Genomic DNA, 18005 nt, shown 5'->3' with positions numbered 1-18005 from the left:
GCCGTGGCGCTGGAGCATGACAAGGCCGGGCGCATCATCCAGATGCACAGCCGGGATCCCTCGGCCAAGGAGGACGAAACGGGCTGGCGCACCGAACTGCGCCACGACGCCCAGGCCCGACTGGTGGCCATGCGCAGCCTGGCCCCCGACGCCAGCGTGCTGCAAGAGCAAAGCTGGCGCTACGACGCGCTGGGCCACCTCACGGAAACCGGCACCGGCGGCTGGCCCGGCAACGGGGACAAGACGGGCAATGCCGCCTATGCGGCCCAGACCCGCCAGCACCATGACGCCCTGGGCCGCCTGCTGTGGAGCGCCGATGTCCGAGGCAGCTTCACACAGCACCGCTACGACACGGAAAGCCGCCTGCTGCAGTCCGGTCGCTACGGTGGCCGCGCCGATGACGGCAGCCGCCTCATGGCCCAGGTGCAGACCTACCAGCCCGGCGCGCCAGAGCAGCCGCCATCCGCCGCAGACAAGGCCGGCACTGAAACTGCACCGCAGGCACGCCAGTTCTACGACGACTTCGGCCGCAGCGTCGCCACCCTCAGCCCCGACAGCGGCCTGAGCATTCGCGGCTACGACGCCACCGACCGGTTGGTCTCGGGCCGCGACGCCCTGGGCCAGCAGGCGCGCTACGAATACGACCTGCGCGGCCGCATCCTGCGCCAAACCATCACGCAACTGCCGCAAGATGGCGCGCGGCCACGCACCACCACCACCCGCTGGCGCTACCAGGGCCCCAGGCTGGTGGCGCTGGAGCATCCCGAGCAAAGCGAGGCCTACGAATACAACGACAGGGGCCTGCGCGTGCGCAAGCGCATCACCCGCCATGAAGAAAGCGGTGCAAACGGTGAAAGCGGGGAGAGCAGCCAGCACCACACCCTCCACTACGAATACGACAGCCACGGCAGACTCTCCGCCGCCAGCCTTCCCGACGGCAGCTGGCTGCACTACCTGCGCGACGGCCATGGCCAGATCACCGGCCTGCAGCGGCAGCGCGTGCGCACTCCCTGGCTGCGCTGGCTCAGCCCGGCGCAAACCATTGCCACCGGATTCGAGCGCGACCTGGTGGGACTGCGCAGCTGGCAGGCAGGCAACGGCATCGAGGCCCGCTATCAGCGCAGCCGCGAAGGTCTGCTGGCGCGCATCGTCTACCGCCAGACCGGCAAGAACAACACACGCACTGCCTCTGGCACATCCCATGACTGGATGCTGGGTGCCCGGCCCACCGACATTGCAGAGCAACTGCTAGGCCTGACCCCGGCCCATGCGGCCGAGCCCATGCAAGCCAAGGCACAGGCCACTGCAGCAACTGCCGCGCAAACGACAGCCGAACCGGCGCCCGACCAGCCGGGAGCCCTGGGCCAGCCCACCGACCCCCAAGCCCTGCTGGACATGCGCTACCTGTGGGACAGCCAAGGCAACCTGCTGCTGCGCCAGGACCACTACAGCCAAGCCCCGCAGACTTTGCACCAGGACAGCCATGCCTACGACATGCACGACCGCCTGATCGTCCAGGTCCAGCGCACTGGCCAGGAACTGCGCTCCAGCCGCTACCACTATGACGAGGCCGGCAGGCGCACCCTGGACCAGCAGAACGTGGCCTCCGGCGATCTGCAGGCGGGCACGCGGGCCATCGCCTACCTGCCAGGCAGCCACCGCTGGAGTGCCGAGCGTGCAGCGGACCAGAAAGACACAACCACGCAACGCACCCAGTACAACGCCAACGGCCAGCCCCTGCAGGCAGGCCCGCGCAGCTACCGCTGGGACGCATTGGGGCGGCTGGAACAGGTCAGCGAACAGGGCGCCTCGCTGGCCCGCTACCGCTACAACCACCGGGGCGAGCGCATTGCCAAGCACACCGGCAAGGCCCAAGGAGGCAGCCGGGCGTACCTCTACGAATCCGGCCAACTCAGCGCCGAACTCGATGCCCAGGGCCACATCACGCGCCAGTACATCCACCTGGGCCAGTGGCCCCTGGCCGTCATCGACACGCCCCAAGGCCGCAAGCCTGCGGATGGCCCCGGCACGCTGGGGCGCATCGTGCAGGACCTGGGCACCATCGCGGGCCGTTGGGTGGGCGGCGGCGAACGCCTGGCCTGGCTGCACACCAACCACCTGGGTGCCGTGGAAGCGGCCACCGACACGCAGGGCCAGTTGATCTGGCGCGCCCGCTACACGGCGTTTGGCCGGCAGCAGGTGATGTCCCAACCTTCAGCCCCGAGCTTTGAAATGCCGCTGCGCCTGCCGGGCCAGTACCACGATGCCGAAACCGGGCTGCACTACAACCTGCACCGCTACTACGAACCGGACCGGGGCCAATACCTCACACCCGATCCGTTGGGCATGCCGGATGGACCCAATCCCTACAGCTATGTGCGGGGCAATCCGCTGCGGTATGTGGATCCGGAGGGGTTGATTCTGTTTGCGTTTGATGGAACAGGTAATTCCAATCCACCACCCGAAAATGACACGTTATCCAATGTCTACAAGTTTTTTCTAGCGTATGACGAGACAGCTAATGGACCGCGCCTGCATATCAATGGTGTGGGCCGTAATGACTTGGATAAAGGTATCCGCACACGAATGGGAGACTATTCCAGGGGTGTCACAGCCCGCGAACGTGTGGACTACATGCTGGGACAGCTGGATAAGTACATGGAGTCTCATCAGTTTGCGGACGGAAAGAGAGTAAGTATAGATATTGTAGGTTTCAGCCGTGGTGCCGCCATGGCCAGGGACTTTGCAAACCGGGTGATCACTCGTACCAAGGAGCGTCGATGGAAGGAAAAATCCGACTGTGTGGAAATGCGTTTCCTGGGGCTGTGGGATACCGTAGCACAGTTTGGTGCCCTTGGAGCCAGCAATGACGAATGGCAACTCGCTATTCCTGCTGAAATTCAACATGTATTCCAGGCCGTGGCGCTGAATGAGCATCGCTCAATATTCCCTGGCGAAGCTATTGATCGAGGCATCCAGTTAGGCTTTATTGGAAGCCATTCCGATATTGGCGGCAGCTTTGGGACGGGCGACTTGTCCAATGTGGCGCTGAACTGGATTACAGAGAAGGCAAAGGAGAGTGGTTTAGCAATGAGAAGCTGGGAGGAGGCTGGTGACAAAAAATGGGGCACAGTAACCGAGCCCGTTCTTCACGACAAAAGCACTACACCTCCCGGCGGAATTCCAGAAGACAGCCTTTTTTGTTTAAAAAAGAACAATGAAAAGAAAGGTGATTGTATCTATCGACGTGTTGCAGAGATAGAAGGACTGACGCACGCCGAGAGCCAAAAATTCATCAAATATAGAGACAGGCCGGGATTTGATAGAGATGGTGTATCAGCTATTACTGGAGATATAGATATAAGGGAATATGCAAAATGGCTACAAGAAAATTATGGACTAACCGTCGCACTGCGATAGTTTATTTTTCCTCATCATTTTTATTACCATTAGCCAGTTGCGCAAATAGAAAGCAAGGCATTGGCTTGTCATTGTCTTTTTACAACAAAGGAATAAGCTCATTATTAGCAAAGCGTTTTGATTTTGACGGACGACGAGGACCATTTCCTGGTCCACTTGGCCCAGGAGGAGGAGGATCACATATGAGTTTTATGCCAGGAGATACACAAGGAGGAATACCAAGATCTGTAGAAATAGAGTGGTTTATTTATAGCAATGAATTTCTCGATTGGTCAAAAAACACTCCGCAAGAAATAAAGTACTCGAGCAAAAGCGATGAAATTTATGAGAAACTCTGGGCCACCAACCCCCATTACGTACAGCGTGTGGACCTGACTCCCATACTGACTCCAGAGCTTATTTCAAAAGTCCGAGCAGACCGCCCAAATACCCAATTGAAGATGATTGTCATATTTCGAGATGACAAAGTGGAAATCACCGCTAAACCTTATAAGTGGCGCTAGACAGAAGCAATTACTCAGAACATTCAATAAGGGGCATATGCAGGAAAATAAACTCCAGCCCATCCATGATGATATGGATGCAAACCCCGTAAGCCTGTGTTCTTTCATGTTGTACTTTATGCCGATGCATGAACAATCCAGAACACATTCCACAACATGTCGTACGCCAGACAATCATTCATCAAACCATTCGGAATATTTCATGAAAATATTCCGATTATTGATCATATATTTTGCGACCAGCATCACTCAAGCGTACGCAAAGTTAAATTTATCCACTACAAATACAAAGCCAGCACATCCTCCGTATGTACAATTAATCTCACGAAATGGCACCTCGCATCTAGTCAAGTCAATATTAAGAACACACTCATCTGAAAACACCCCAACTCTATATACCCAGGAGATGAGATGTGGCTCAGAAAAATCCACCGAGATAATAAATTCACCGATCAGCCTCTATATTCTCCCGTCATTTGCAGAAACCACCCAATACCGTCCATTACTAATTCACATGGGCCACAAAGGTGATTCGACAATTCTGCAATTGAAGAAAGACTTGTCAATGGTATCGCGCACCAGACCATTGAGCGAAATGACACTTGTCCTCAGCATCGCCGCAAGTGCCAAGGGCTATTTCATAGGAGGAATAACAGAAAAAGATATGCCATCCCTACAGTATCTCAGCCATGACCTACAGAAAAGCAAGCCACTAAAAATACAAGGTAATCGCCAAGGGGAGATAACGGCGCTGTTCGAAAGCCAGGGGCGCATCATCGGAATTCTCAACTATTACGTAGAAAAAATCTCTCAGCAATCTATCGGATCGGCACTGAGAGTCTATGGTGCCACAGGAAATCTGTTGATTGAAATCCCTTTGAATTCAACTGCAACCACAGGCATTGCACTCAAAGATGGAGGCCTGGCCATCAGCTACTGGATCGGCGAGCAGCTCTATGTAGAAAAACGTTCGGAGAATTTTGGATTTCTATGGAGAACCAAGCTTCATCAACGCCAGAACATCGCTTCCATTTTTGGGAAGATGGTAGAGGTGGGCAAAGACATTGCCTGGGTTGGCGTAAATGATAGGAAGCTCCTAGTGCACCGCATCAGTCAGCAAGACCAATCAGTCCATACAAGCATAGATACAGAATCAGGTGTAGTGGCATCCGGCAATGATTTCAACTACGTGCATGCTTATGGCAACGAGCTGCATATCGTCAGCGCGGACTCTCGCCTCAAAACCGACTCAGGCGCGAACCGCACCGAATTCTGTTTTATCGAAAGCCGGGATTTCTGAACTGTCCCGGCATTTCAAGGCAGTCACAGCCCATGGCCTGACTGTGGCCTGCCCCAAGCAGACCCCCTCCAACCGGCCCTTCCCCTCACCTCAACGTAAACACCTCCAGCGACCGCTCCAGCGACTGAGCGCTGGCGCGCAGCGAGCCCGCCGCGCCGGCCGATTGCTCTACCAGTGCGGCGTTTTGCTGGGTGACGGAGTCGAGCTGGGCCACGGCGTCGTTGACCTGGGCGATGCCTACGGATTGTTCGCGCGTGGCGATGCTGATCTGGTGGACCAAGTCGCTGACGCGGCCCACGGCGTCGACCATGCCGTCGATGGTGCGGCCTGCGGCGTCCATGCGGGCGTTGCCATCGTTGATGCCGTCCACGGTGCGGTTGATGAGGCCGCTGATTTCCTTGGCGGCCGAGGCGCTGCGCTGGGCGAGGGCCCGCACTTCGCCGGCCACGACGGCAAAGCCGCGGCCCTGCTCGCCTGCGCGTGCCGCTTCGACGGCGGCATTCAGGGCCAGCAGGTTGGTCTGGAAGGCAATGCTCTCGATCACGCCGATGATCTCGCCCATGCGGCGCGAGGAGCCGCGGATGTGCTCCATGGCAGCGCCCACTTCCTGGATGGCGGCGCCGCTCTTGCCGGCGACCTGGCGGCTCTGGTCGCTTTCATGGGCCATGAGCTGGGCCGTGTCGGCGGTCTGTGCGACGGTGCCCGATATCTCTTCCATCGAGGCCGCCGTCTGCTGCAGGCTGGTGGCCTGGGATTCTGTGCGCTGCGCGAGGTCGAAGCTGCCCTGGGCGATCTCGTGGGCCGTCGTGGCAAAGCCGCGCATTTCGGTGCGCACGTCGCCGACCACGGCGCGCAGGTTGATCTGGATCTGCTGCAGCCGCTGCATCAGGGCGCCCATGGGGCCGCTGTAGTCGTGCTGCATGTCAGTGCCCAGCTGGCAGCTGGCAATGTCGGCGGCAAAGCCGCTGGCCTGCTCCAGGCCCGCCACGCAGCGCTGCTGGAAGCGCCACAGCACAAAGCTGCCACCCGCCAACAAGGCGGCCAGGCGCGTGCCCCAGGCTGCGGCGCCCTGCCAGCCCAGCAGGTCGGGCAGCATGGCCGCCAGGCCCACGCCGCCCAGCATCAGTGCCATGCGGGCTGTCAGGCCCAGGTCGCTGCGGCGGTCCCACAGCCCGGCCAGGCCCAGGCGGCGCAGTTCGCCGCCGCGCAGTCGCAGGGTTTCCTGGCCGGCATCGGCTTCGGCGCGCATGCGGGCATAGAGGGCTTCGGCGGCCTCGATCTCGTCCGGCCGGGGCTTGGTTCGCACCGACAGGTAGCCGCGCGGCCGGCCGCCTTCCATGATGGGCGTGACGTTGGCGCGCACCCAGTAGTGGTCGCCGTTCTTGCGCCGGTTCTTGACCAGGGCAGTCCACGGGTAGCCGTGGGCGATGGTGCGCCACATGTCCTTGAAGGCGGCGGCCGGCATGTCCGGGTGGCGGATGAGGTTGTGCGGCTGGTCGATCAGTTCCTCGTAGGTATAGCCGCTGACCCGCACGAAGGCAGGGTTGCAATGGGTGATCTCGCCCTTGGTGTTGGTGACGGATACCAGCAGCTCATCGCCCGGAAAGTCGTAGTTGAGCTGGCTGACGGGCAAATTCACGCGCATGGGTACCACTCCTTTGGGATGTCTCTTGTTCTTGTGAAATGGCAAGGCGAAGCGCTCTGAAGCCACCGGAATCCATCAAACGGAAACACAAATTCACATTTCCAAATCATCTCACAGCACGGCAACCTCAGTCCCATGCTCGGAACTGGTGCATGGTTTTACAGCGTGTGCGCCAGATTTGTGGTGATGATTCAGAACAGTTGAGGTGTAAAGGGATCGCTGTCCGGCGCGGGCTGGGCCGGTCCCCTGAGCAGTTGCTCGCGCGCCAGCGGGTCGTGGGCGGTGGCGTTCCAGTCGGCCGTGCGAACGAGGTTGCCCACGCGCACGCCCAGCAGGCGCAGCCGCTTGGCCAGGGGCACGCGCTTGAGGCATTGGCCTGCGGCGCGGCGCAGGGTGGCGGCATCGGCCATGGGCAGCTCCAGCGTGTGGTCGCGCGTGGCGGTCTTGAAGTCGTCGTAGCGCAGCTTGATGCCCACGGTGCGGCCCATGTAGCCCTTGCGCTGCAGGTCCTGGGCCAGGCGTTCGCACAGGTCGGTGAAGATGGCGCTCAGTTCGGCCCGGTCGCGCACGGCGTGCAGGTCGCGCTCGAAGGTGGTCTCGCGGCTCATGGAGACGGGCTCGCTGTGCGTGACCACGGGCCGGTCGTCACGGCCCCAGGAGGCACCATGCAGCCAGTTGCCGTAGGCGCGGCCAAACCATTGCACGAGCTGGGGCAGGCTTTGCGCGGCCAGCTCGCCGATGGTCCGTATGCCCAGCGCCTGCAGCTTGGCGTCGGCCTTGGGGCCTATGCCATTGATCTTGCGGCAGGCCAGCGGCCAGATGACGGTCTGCAGGTCCTCGGGCTGGACGATGGAGATGCCGTTGGGCTTGTTGAATTCGCTGGCCATCTTGGCCAGCAGCTTGTTGGGGGCCACGCCGATGGAGCAGGTCAGGCCCGTGGCGTCGGTGATGGTTTTCTGGATCAGCCGAGCCAGCACGCGCCCGCCTTCGCGCTGGCCGCCAGGCACGTCGGTGAAGTCGATGTAGACCTCGTCCACGCCGCGGTCCTCCATCAGCGGGGCGATGGAGACGATGATCTCCTTGAACATGCGCGAGAAGCGCCGCACCTCGGCAAAGTCCACGGGCAGCATGATGGCCTGGGGGCACAGGCGCGCGGCCTTCATCATGCCCATGGCCGACCCCACGCCGAACTGGCGCGCCGGGTAGGTGGCCGTGGTGATCACGCCCCGGCCGACGTAGTCCTTGAGGCGCGAGAACTCGTCCACCGGAATCTCGTGCAGCCGCCCGGCGTAGCGCGCATCCAGCGCCTCGTCATGCGCGCGGCGCCCGCCGCCGATGACCACGGGCAGTCCCTTGAGCTGCGGATAGCGCAGCAGCTCCACCGAGGCATAGAAGGCGTCCATGTCCAGGTGGGCGATGCGGCGCGCAGGCGCAGCATCGGCAGGGCTTGCGGGTGTCGTGGGTGTCGTTTCAGGCACGCCGCCATTATTGCGGCAACTGTGCATTCATACAGCCTGCAGGGCTTGTTCCCACAGGCCCTGGACCATTCATCCCTGCAGGCAGATGAGGACCAGTCCCAGCACCATCAGAGCCATGCCGATCTTCTCCTGGCGGCTCAGGCTTTCGCTGAGCACGCGGCGCGAGACGATGTAGCTGAACACCACCTCGACCATGCCCAGCGTGCGCACGGGCGCGGCGCCTTGCAGGGCGTAGGCGGTGAACCAGGCCAGCGAGGCGGCCGCGCCCATGCCGCCGGCCAGCAGCGACACGCGCCAGGCGCGGAAGATGGGGCGCAGGCCCTGCGCGTGGGTGCGCGCAATCCAAGCGCCCAGGCCCAGGGTCTGCATGAGCTGGGCAATCAGCACGCCCCAGGCGCCCGACAGCCAGGGAGATATCTCGCCCAGGCGCGCCAGTTCCACGGCGCCGCCCCGGTAGCCCACGGTGGCGATGGCAAAGCAGGCACCGCAGGCCAGGCCGTAGAGCGCCGAGCGGCTGGCCCAGGCCGACAGCGACAGCATCTGGCCGCGCGGCGGCAGCGACAGGATGAGCACGCCCAAGGTGGCCAGCGCCATGGCCAGCAGGGCCACGGCCGTGGGCAGCTCGTGCAGGAAGAGGCCTGCGAACAGGGCGACCTGCAGCACCTCGGTCTTGGACAGGGTGACGGCCACGGCGAAGTTGCGCTCCTTCATGGCCAGCAGCAAGGCCGCCGTGGCCGCTACCTGGAAGAAGGCGCCCAGCGCGATCCAGCCCAGGTAGGCCCAGGAGAACCGGGGCAGCGCCCAGGCCCCGTCCCCTCCCAGGTACAGCGCCAGCAGGTAGATGCCGGCAAACGGCAGGCCGTAGAGAAAGCGCACCAGGGTGGCCGGCAGGGTGCCGAGTTCGGAGGTCAGCGAGCGCTGGGCCGTATTGCGCACAGTCTGGGCGGCTGCGGCGAACAGCACCACGGGCACCCACAGCCAGGTCAGGTCTTGGAGGGAAGAAAGCATGTCGGCAAAAAAGGGAAGGCACCGCCGGCATGGCGCGGGCGACTGAGTGCCGGCCAGCATAGCCGCCGGTCGGGCACCAGGCGCACGCACTTGGAGAAGGCTGCCGCGCCCGGCAGCGAAACAGAGGCCGGCCAGCCAACGCTGCACGCGCGCCCTGCTCTGGCCAGGGCAAGCAGGCTGCGTTGTGCAGCAGCACGGCCGTCGCCAATGGCGAGCGGGCCTGCGCGGCGCGCTACAGGTCGCGCCGGATCAGCGCGCCCTTGAACAGCACCGGTCCCGTGGGCCCGGTCTGGCTGGGCACGCCGCCCTTGGGCTCCAGGCTGATGGCCAAGGCAGGCACGCCCTGGACTTCGGCGGCCGCTGCCGTCAGCTTCACGAGCTTGTCGCGTCCCAGCACGCCCAGCGATTGCGGGCCGCCCTGGGGCGGCAGGGCCCACAGCTGCAGCGATTTGTCTGCGGCCTCGTGGAAGTCGCCCACGCGCTGCAGCACCAGGCTGTTCTTGCCGGGGTCGAAGGTCACGAGCATGGAGGCATCGGCCTTGTCGTCGGCCAGCACGGCCACGTACTGGATCTGGGGCGTTGCCTGCAGCGCGACCTGGGCGGCCTGCAGCTGGTTGCGCAGCACGGCCAGCTGGCGCTCACCGCTTTGGCGCAGGTCCTGGTGCGACCACAGCCCCACGGCCACGGCCGCCACGGTGGCGCAGGCGCCCAGCAGGGCCGCGCCGCGCCACCAGGCCAGGGCACGGCCCACGCCGGATTTCGCGCGTTCGTCCAGGCCTTGCCCATCAACGGCGCGCCGCCGGTGCGGCTGGGCGGCGCGGGCTTTTTCGGCCTGCAGCAGGTTGTCGATGCGGACCCAGACCGCATCGTCGGGGCGCACGGGAGCCTGCATTTCGGACAGGGCCGACCAGCGGCCCTGCCACAGCAGGGCGGCGGCGCGCACCGGGGCCTGGTCACGGGCCAGTTGCTCGAAGCGGCGGCGTGCCGCACCGCGCAGCGTGCCCAGGGCGTATGCGGCGGCCAGCCGGTCCAGCAGTTCGGGGTGTCGGGAAATATTCATGGCAAATCCTTGGGCCGCTCAGAGCATGTCATCTGCATCACGCATGGCGCGAGAGGCAGCGGCGCAACTGCTCCAGGCCGCGCCGGATCCAGGTTTTGACCGTGCCCAGCGGCAACTGCAGCTGGCCGGCCAGTTCGCCGTGGCTGAGGTCACGCAGGTAGGCCAGGCTGACCACCTCGCGCTGGCGGCCTTCCAGCCGCTCCAGGCACTGGTACAGCGCCACCGCCTGCTCGCTGGCCTCGGCCAGTTGCAGCGGGCCCTGGCTTTCATCGCTACCGCCGCCATGGGCCGCCAGTTGCGCCTCATCGAACTCCTCGTTCAGGTGCAGGCGTTCGGCGCGGCGCCGGCGCAGGAAGTCCAGCGCCCTGCTGCGCACCACCAGGCCCATCCAGGCCAGCGGCGGGCTCAGCGAGCCCCGGTAGCCCGAGGCGCTGCGCCAGATGTGCAGGTAGCTGTCCTGCAGCACGTCTTCGGCCCAGTCCTTGTGCCGCAGGATGCGCAGCGCAAGCCCGTACAGCCGGGACGAGGTGGCCTCGTACAGGCTGCGGAGCGCGGGCTCGTCCTGCGCTGCGATGCGGTCCAGAAGGTCCATCAGCTCTTGGTCGGTTGGTGTGGTGCCCATGCACGCATTGTGGGCGAGCGGGCGGCCCCGTGGCCCGCACTGTTGCGTCGCCGCCCCGGGGGGCTTGTCGTGTCCTTCAATCGGCTGCAGGGGTCATATCGGTGGCCTGCAGGGGGTCTGGTACCGGTCTGCCGGCCTGCGCCGGCTCTCACTGGGCAATACGCAGCACATTGCGAACCGGATGCGGATAAATTTTTTTTGCACCCAGGTGAATCCAACCTCACCCATGCTGCGTATTCCGTGTGTCGCGCCCCGGACAGCGGTCCAAGGCGACATCCCTCAACCCCTCGACCTGGAGAACCTCATGAGCTACATCCTCCCCCTCGGCCTGGCCACCATGGCTGCACTGACGCTTGGCGCCTGCTCCTCCATGGACATGAGCAAGAGCTATTCCCAGTCCGGCCTGCCGGCCGCCGTGCAGGTGCCCGCAGGCCACAAGGTCGCCATGGAAACCGTCGGCATCGGCCAGATCACCTACGAGTGCCGCGCCAAGAAGGACCAGGCGATGGAGCAGGAGTGGGCCTTCGTCGGCCCCGATGCCCGCCTGACGGACCGCCAGGGCCGCGTCATCGGCCGCTACTTCGGCCCGCCCGCCACCTGGGCGCACCAGGACGGCTCCAAGGTCACGGCCACCCAGGTCGCGGTGGCTCCGTCCAGCGCAGGCAACATCCCCCTGCAACTGGTCAAGGCCGAACCTGCCACCGGCATGGGCGCCATGCAGGGCGTGACCTATATCCAGCGCGTGGCCACGCGCGGCGGCGTGGCGCCGGCCATGGCCTGCAACAGCTCCACGCTGGGCCAAAAGCAGGTGGTGCAGTACCAGGCCGACTACATCATCTGGAAGGCTTCCTGATCCGCCGCCACCGGTGCCGCTACGGCTGCCCGCCCCCTGCCCCGAAGGCCGAGGGCGGCATGCCGAACTGGCGCCTGAAGGCCAGCGAATAGGCGCTGTGGCTTTCATAGCCGGCCTCCAGCGCCACCTGCACGATGGGCCGGCCGGCCAGCAGGGCCTGCATGGACGACAGCAGCCGCGCGCGCTGCCGCCAGCGGCCGAAACTCAGGCCGGTGGCCTGCAGGAAATGGCGGTGGAAGGTCTTCTCGCCCATGGCCAGCCGTGCGGCCCAGTCGGCGGCCGTGGCGGCCAGGTTTTCAGCCCGTTCACCGCCCTGGCCCACGGCCTGGCCTTCTTCGGCCAGCGCGCGGCAGACAGCCGCCATGCGCGCATCCTGCGGCCAGGGCAGGTGAAATGGCACGACAGGCGGCTGGCGCAATTCCTGCAGCAGCAGTTCGACGACCAGCCGGTTTCTCGTTTCATCCTGTCCGCGCTGCGGCGCCGCCGGCCAGCGCGCGACCTCGCTGATCAGCTCGCGCAACAGCGGCGAGACCTCGATCACGCAGTCCGCCACCGGCAGCCCCTGCGCCGCCTGGGCATCCACGAACAGGCTGCGCACCTGCACGGCACCACGCATGCGCAGGCTGTGCGGCACGCCCGAGCACAGCCAGACGCCGCGCGTGGGTGGCACCACCCAGCGCCCGCTGCGCGCACGCACCTCCAGCACGCCCTGAACGGCATAGAGCAGTTGGCAGCATTCGTGGGAGTGCTCCTGCACTTCCATCCCGGCCGGGTAGTCGCCGGCCACGCCCGTGACGGGCAAGGGCGCGGCAGCCTGCAGCTCAGGCAGGCCGGCATGGCCACAGGGCACGGCGGGAAGGTCGGCGGCAGTGCGCATGTTTGTCCAGATCCATGGAGAAAATGAGAAATTCTATAAAGACAGACAAACGCCCTGCCCGCAAACTGGCAACCGTTCCCTGTGATTCACCGCCATCGCACCATGCACCGCCTGCCCTCGCCCTCCCTACCATCCCTGGCCCATGGCCGGGGTCCGGGCGCCTGCGCAGGCGCCGCATTTCGCACCGACTCTCCCTGATCCCGGCCTGGCGCAGCTTCCCCACACCGGGAAGCCAGGAGAGCGGGGCTGCCGGCCGATCCGGTGGCTGCATACCCAGCGTTTCCTGCGAGGCCCGCATGCTGAAGAATCCCGCGTCCAGATACCTTCCCTTCCCCGCCGTCGACCTGCCCGACCGCCAATGGCCTTCGCGCCAGCTGAGCCAGGCGCCCGTGTGGCTGTCCACCGACCTGCGCGACGGCAACCAGGCCCTGTTCGAGCCCATGAACCGCGAGCGCAAGCTGCGCCTGTTCCACGAGCTGGTGCGCATAGGCTTCAAGGAGATCGAGGTGGGCTTTCCCTCTGCCTCGCAGACCGACTACGCCATCGTGCGCCACCTGATCGACGAAGGGCTGATCCCCGCCGACGTGACGCCCATGGTCATCACCCAGCTGCGCGAGGACCTGATCCGCGCCACGGTGGTCAGCGTGGCCGGCGCGCGGCGCGCCATCGTGCACTTCTACAACGCCGTGGCACCGGCCTGGCGCGAGATCGTCTTCGGCATGCAGGTGCCCGAGATCATCGCCATGGTGGAGCGGCACATCGCCCTGCTGCGCGAACTCACCGATGCCCACCCCGAGACCGAATGGGTTCTGCAGTACTCGCCCGAGACGTTCTGCATGGCCGAGCTGGAGGTATCGCTGGCCGTGTGCAACGCGGCCATCCGCGCCTGGGATGCAGGCCCCGCGCGGCCCATGATCATCAACCTGCCGACCACGGTGGAGGTGAGCACGGCCAATGTCTTCGCCGACCAGATCGAGTGGATGCACCGCCGCCTGGAGCGGCGCGAGCACATCGTGCTGTCCGTGCACCCGCACAACGACCGGGGCACGGGCGTGGCCTGCGCCGAGCAGGCGCTGCTGGCCGGCGCCCAGCGCGTGGAAGGCTGCCTGTTCGGCAATGGCGAGCGCAGCGGCAACCTCGATGTGGTGACGCTGGCGCTCAACCTGTACACGCAGGGCATCGCGCCGGGACTGGACTTCTCGGACATCGCCGCCGTGGCGCGCATTGCGGAGGAATGCACGGCCCTGCCCATCCACCCGCGCCACCCCTATGTGGGCGACCTGGTGTTCACGGCGTTCTCGGGCTCGCACCAGGACGCCATCGCCAAGGGCTTTGCGGCGCAACGGCCCGATGCGCCCTGGCGCGTCCCCTACCTGCCCATCGACCCGCAGGACCTGGGCCGCACCTACGACAGCATCGTGCGCGTCAACAGCCAGTCGGGCAAGGGCGGCATCGCCTTCCTGCTGCAGCGCGACCATGGCGTGACCATGCCCCGGCGCATGCAGGTGGAATTCAGCGCCGTGGTGCAGCGCCAGGCCGACGCCAGCGAGGCCGAGCTGGCCAGTGAAGACCTGTGGGAGCTGTTCGAGTCCACCTACCTCGCACCCCGGCAGCTTCCCTGGCGCTACCACAGCCACCATCTGTTCGACAGCGCCAAGGGCCAGGGCATTGCGTTGGAAGTGGTGCGGACGGACGGGCTTCGAATGCAGCTGCATGGCGAGGGCAGCGGTCCCATCGACGCCGTGGCCGCTGCCATCGGCCAGCACCTGGGCGTGGCGCTGCGCATAGACCACTACGAGGAGCGCAGCCTGGGCCAGGGCGCCGGCGCCACGGCGCTGGCCATCGTCGAGGCCGCCCTGCCCGGCGTGGCGGGCACGCGCTTCGGTGCGGGGCGCCATGCCAACATCGTGACCGCGTCCATCCTGGCCGTGCTGCATGCGGCGGGCCGGCTGGTGGCGGCGCAGCCGGAAAACCGGCGCGTACCTGCCCAAGCCTGAGGCGCAGCCTGAAAGGAGAAAAGGACCGCCGAGGCGGTCCTTTTCTCGTGCAGCTTTTGCCGGTTCAGCGCACGGCGCCCGGATAGGTTCCGGGCAGCAGGATGCTGCGGTCCACGGTATCGATCTGCGTGTGGCCGCAGAAGGCCATGGTGGTCTCCAGCTCCTTCTGGATGATCTGCAGGGCGCGCGTCACGCCATGCTCGCCGTAGGCACCCAGGCCGTAGAGGAAGCTGCGGCCGATCATGGTGCCCTGGGCGCCCAGGGCACGCGCCTTGAGCACGTCCTGCCCGCTGCGGATGCCGCCGTCCATCCAGACCTCGATGTCCTTGCCCGCCGCCTCGGCAATGCCCGGCAGCGCCTCGATGGACGAGGGTGCGCCATCGAGCTGGCGCCCGCCGTGGTTGCTGACGACGAGCGCGTCGGCGCCGCTGTCGGCCGCCAGGCGCGCGTCCTCGGCGTCCATGATGCCCTTGAGGATGAGCTTGCCGCCCCAGAGCTTCTTGATGCGCTCCACGTCGCCCCAGTTCAGGCTGGGATCGAACTGGCTGGCGGTCCACGACGACAGCGAACTCATATCGGCCACGCCATCCACATGTCCGACGATGTTGCCGAAGGTGCGGCGCTTGGTGCCCAGCATGCCCAGGCACCAGTGCGGCTTGGTCGCCAGGTTGGCCAGGTTGCGCAGCGTGGGCTTCGGTGGCGTGGACAGGCCGTTCTTGATGTCCTTGTGGCGCTGGCCCAGGATCTGCAGGTCCAGCGTCAGCACCAGGGCCGAGCAGTTGGCGGCACGGGCACGCTCGATCAGGCGCTCCATGAACCGGCGGTCGCGCATCACATAGAGCTGGAACCAGAACGGATGGCGGCCCGTGTGCTCGGCAATGTCCTCGATGGAGCAGATGCTCATGGTGGACAGAGTGAACGGAATGCCGAAGGCCTTGGCCGCGCGCGCGCCCAGGATCTCGCCGTCGGCATGCTGCATGCCGGTCAGGCCCGTGGGCGCGATGGCCACGGGCATGGCGACCTGCTCGCCGATCATGGTGGTGCGCGTGCTGCGCCCCTCCATGTTCACGGCCACGCGCTGGCGCAGCTTGATCCGGTGGAAGTCGTCCTCGTTGGCGCGGTAGGTGCCCTGGGTGTAGGAACCCGAATCGGCGTAGTCATAGAACATGCGCGGCACGCGGCGCTGGGCCACGACGCGCAGGTCTTCGATGCAGGTGATTTTGGAAAGGTCGGTGGACACGTTTGCTGGCTTTCTGGAACCCGCATGCCGCGGGACTGCCGAGCATGGTAGTGCCGTGCGCGGGCTCCGGCCACCCGTTCGGGTTTGAAGTGATTTGTGCGCCGATTGAAATTTTCTCTCTCGCAGCCCAACCCAGGGCTAACGCTAGTGCGCCAAACCGCCATGGGAGTAACGATCCGCCCCGCACAACATCCTAAAAACTCTTCAGGAGAAGCTCCTATGGTTTGGCAACAGGTCTACGACCCTCTTTCCAACATGTGGCTGTCCACACTGCTTGCGGCCATTCCGGTCGTGGTCATGCTGGTGGGACTGGGCTTTTTGCACATGAAGGCCCATCTGGCGGCCGGCGCCGGGCTGGTTGCCGCGCTGGTGATCGCGGTCTTCGTCTACAACATGCCGGCCGGCATGGCCGGGCGCGCGGCGCTGTTCGGCGGCTTCACGGGGCTGCTGCCCATCGGCTGGATCGTTCTGAACATCATCTTCCTGCACCAGCTGACCGAGAAGAACGGCAGCTTCAAGATCCTGCAGGACTCCATTGCCGGCATCACCGAGGACAGGCGCATCCAGCTGCTGCTGATCGCCTTCGCCTTCGGCGCCTTCTTCGAGGGCGCGGCCGGCTTCGGCACGCCCGTGGCCGTGACGGCGGCCATCCTCATCGGCCTGGGCTTTTCGCCGCTGGCCGCCTCGGGCCTGTCGCTGATCGCCAATACCGCGCCCGTGGCCTTCGGCGCGCTGGGCACGCCGGTGATCACGCTGGCCAAGGTCCATGGCTACGACCTGATGGAGGTCACGGCCATGGTCGGCCGCCAGCTGCCGTTCTTCTCGGTGCTGGTGCCGTTCTGGCTGATCTGGGCCTTTGCCGGGCGCAAGGCCATGATGGAGATCTGGCCCATCATTTTGGTGACCGGCGTGTCCTTCGCCATTCCGCAGTACCTGGTGTCCAACTTCATCGGACCCGAGCTGGTGGACATCATCGCGGCCATCGTCTCCATGGTCTGCACGGTCGGCTTCCTGCGCATATGGCAGCCCAGGACCATCTGGCGCTCGACCTCGCTCAAGGGCCATGAGAGCAGCGGCGGCGAGGCCCAGGCGCCCCGCGCCGTGACCCAGCACCCGCGCGCCGACGTGATCCGCGCCTGGACGCCCTGGGCCATCCTCACGGTCTTCGTCTTCATCTGGGGCCTGCCCTCGGTCAAGGCGGCGCTCAATGGCCTGTTCGCACCGGCCTTTCCCATGGAAGGCCTGCACAACATGGTCGAGAAGGTGCCGCCCGTGGTGCGCCAGCCCACCAAGGAAGGCGCCATCTACACGCTGAACCTGCTGTCGGCCACGGGCACGGGCATCCTGCTGTCGGCCATCGTGGGCGGCCTAGTCATGAAGTACAACCCCGTGCAACTGGTCAGCCAGTTCGTGCGCACCCTCTGGCTGGTGCGTTATTCGCTCATCACCATCGTGCTGATGCTGGCGCTGGGCACGCTGACGCGCTACTCGGGCACCGACACCACGCTGGGCCTGGCCTTCGCCAACACGGGCGTGTTCTACCCCTTCTTCGGCACGCTGATGGGCTGGCTGGGCGTGGCGCTCACGGGTTCGGACACGGCATCGAACGTGCTGTTCGGCGGCATGCAGAAGGTGGCGGCCGAGCAGCTGGGCCTGTCGCCCAACCTCATGGGCGCGGCCAACAGCTCGGGCGGCGTGATGGGCAAGATGATCGATGCGCAGTCCATCGTCGTCGCCTCCACGGCCACGCGCTGGTTCAACCACGAGGGCGACATCCTGCGCTACGTGTTCTTCCACTCCGTCGCCCTGGCCTGCCTGATGGGCATCTTCGTGACGCTGCAGGCCTATGTCTGGCCGTTCCGCCTGATGGTCAATTGAGCCTTGCGCATCTGCGCCAGGCCCCAGCCGCCCGCATGCGCCGGGCGGCTTTTTTGCGCCTGGGGTACGCATCGCTGCATCAACAGATGCGCAGCGGCATTTATGGTTGTACCATGCAACCATA

General features: G+C 64.8%; 13 protein-coding genes. 6 read left to right on the top strand and 7 right to left on the bottom strand.

Annotated elements, in window-relative coordinates:
* The 3 genes from DTS01S_RS29415 to DTS01S_RS30295 form a co-directional block, all read left to right on the top strand.
* Positions 1-3420, top strand: a 3420-nt coding sequence (locus DTS01S_RS29415; RefSeq protein WP_174538858.1) for an RHS repeat-associated core domain-containing protein, incomplete at its 5' end; no start/stop codon positions are given.
* Positions 3378-3923 (top strand): hypothetical protein, encoded by a 546-nt coding sequence (locus DTS01S_RS31130; RefSeq protein WP_254787892.1) that lies wholly within the window; start codon positions 3378-3380, stop codon positions 3921-3923. The genes DTS01S_RS29415 and DTS01S_RS31130, both read left to right, overlap by 43 nt.
* A gap of 202 nt (positions 3924-4125) precedes the next feature.
* Positions 4126-5223, top strand: a complete 1098-nt coding sequence (locus DTS01S_RS30295) for a hypothetical protein (protein ID WP_139223788.1) — start codon at positions 4126-4128, stop codon at positions 5221-5223.
* 85 nt (positions 5224-5308) lie between these two features.
* On the opposite strand, the gene DTS01S_RS04905 is transcribed toward DTS01S_RS30295, so the two are convergent.
* From DTS01S_RS04905 to DTS01S_RS04885, 5 genes are all read right to left on the bottom strand, one after another.
* A complete protein-coding gene (locus DTS01S_RS04905; RefSeq protein ID WP_046239606.1) occupies positions 5309-6868 on the bottom strand; it encodes a methyl-accepting chemotaxis protein in 1560 nt (519 codons plus the stop codon).
* 191 nt (positions 6869-7059) lie between these two features.
* Positions 7060-8373, bottom strand: a complete 1314-nt coding sequence (locus DTS01S_RS04900; RefSeq protein WP_016447830.1) for a Y-family DNA polymerase — start codon at positions 8371-8373, stop codon at positions 7060-7062.
* Between the two features lie 42 nt (positions 8374-8415).
* Positions 8416-9354, bottom strand: coding sequence for a DMT family transporter (locus DTS01S_RS04895; RefSeq protein ID WP_017404187.1), 939 nt, complete (start codon positions 9352-9354; stop codon positions 8416-8418).
* Positions 9355-9586: 232 nt separating this feature from the next.
* Positions 9587-10414, bottom strand: coding sequence for an anti-sigma factor (locus DTS01S_RS04890; RefSeq protein ID WP_016451141.1), 828 nt, complete (start codon positions 10412-10414; stop codon positions 9587-9589).
* Positions 10415-10451: 37 nt separating this feature from the next.
* Positions 10452-11036, bottom strand: a complete 585-nt coding sequence (locus DTS01S_RS04885; protein WP_016447833.1) for an RNA polymerase sigma factor — start codon at positions 11034-11036, stop codon at positions 10452-10454.
* Between the two features lie 304 nt (positions 11037-11340).
* Between DTS01S_RS04885 and DTS01S_RS04880 the strand changes: the two genes are divergently transcribed.
* A complete protein-coding gene (locus DTS01S_RS04880) occupies positions 11341-11889 on the top strand; it encodes a DUF3455 domain-containing protein (RefSeq protein ID WP_016447834.1) in 549 nt (182 codons plus the stop codon).
* A gap of 19 nt (positions 11890-11908) precedes the next feature.
* Here DTS01S_RS04880 and DTS01S_RS04875 read toward each other — a convergent pair whose 3' ends face one another.
* Positions 11909-12766: an AraC family transcriptional regulator gene (locus DTS01S_RS04875; protein ID WP_016451140.1), complete on the bottom strand. Its 858-nt coding sequence runs from the start codon at positions 12764-12766 to the stop codon at positions 11909-11911.
* A gap of 296 nt (positions 12767-13062) precedes the next feature.
* On the opposite strand from DTS01S_RS04875, the gene DTS01S_RS04870 reads away from it, so the two are divergent.
* A complete protein-coding gene (locus tag DTS01S_RS04870) occupies positions 13063-14763 on the top strand; it encodes a 2-isopropylmalate synthase (protein WP_061287403.1) in 1701 nt (566 codons plus the stop codon).
* A gap of 64 nt (positions 14764-14827) precedes the next feature.
* Here the strand turns inward: DTS01S_RS04870 and DTS01S_RS04865 are convergent, their stop codons facing one another.
* A complete protein-coding gene (locus tag DTS01S_RS04865; protein WP_016447837.1) occupies positions 14828-16003 on the bottom strand; it encodes an alpha-hydroxy acid oxidase in 1176 nt (391 codons plus the stop codon).
* A 219-nt stretch (positions 16004-16222) separates the two neighbouring features.
* On the opposite strand from DTS01S_RS04865, the gene DTS01S_RS04860 reads away from it, so the two are divergent.
* On the top strand, positions 16223-17881 hold the full coding sequence (locus DTS01S_RS04860; RefSeq protein ID WP_016447838.1) for an L-lactate permease: 1659 nt from the start codon (positions 16223-16225) through the stop codon (positions 17879-17881).
* The last annotated feature ends 124 nt before the right edge of the window (positions 17882-18005 follow it).

The organism is Delftia tsuruhatensis NBRC 16741, assembly GCF_001571325.1.
Taxonomy (GTDB): Bacteria; Pseudomonadota; Gammaproteobacteria; order Burkholderiales; family Burkholderiaceae_C; genus Comamonas; species Comamonas tsuruhatensis.
Note: the sequence above shows the minus strand (reverse complement) of the source record. Positions and strands in the feature narration are given on the sequence as shown.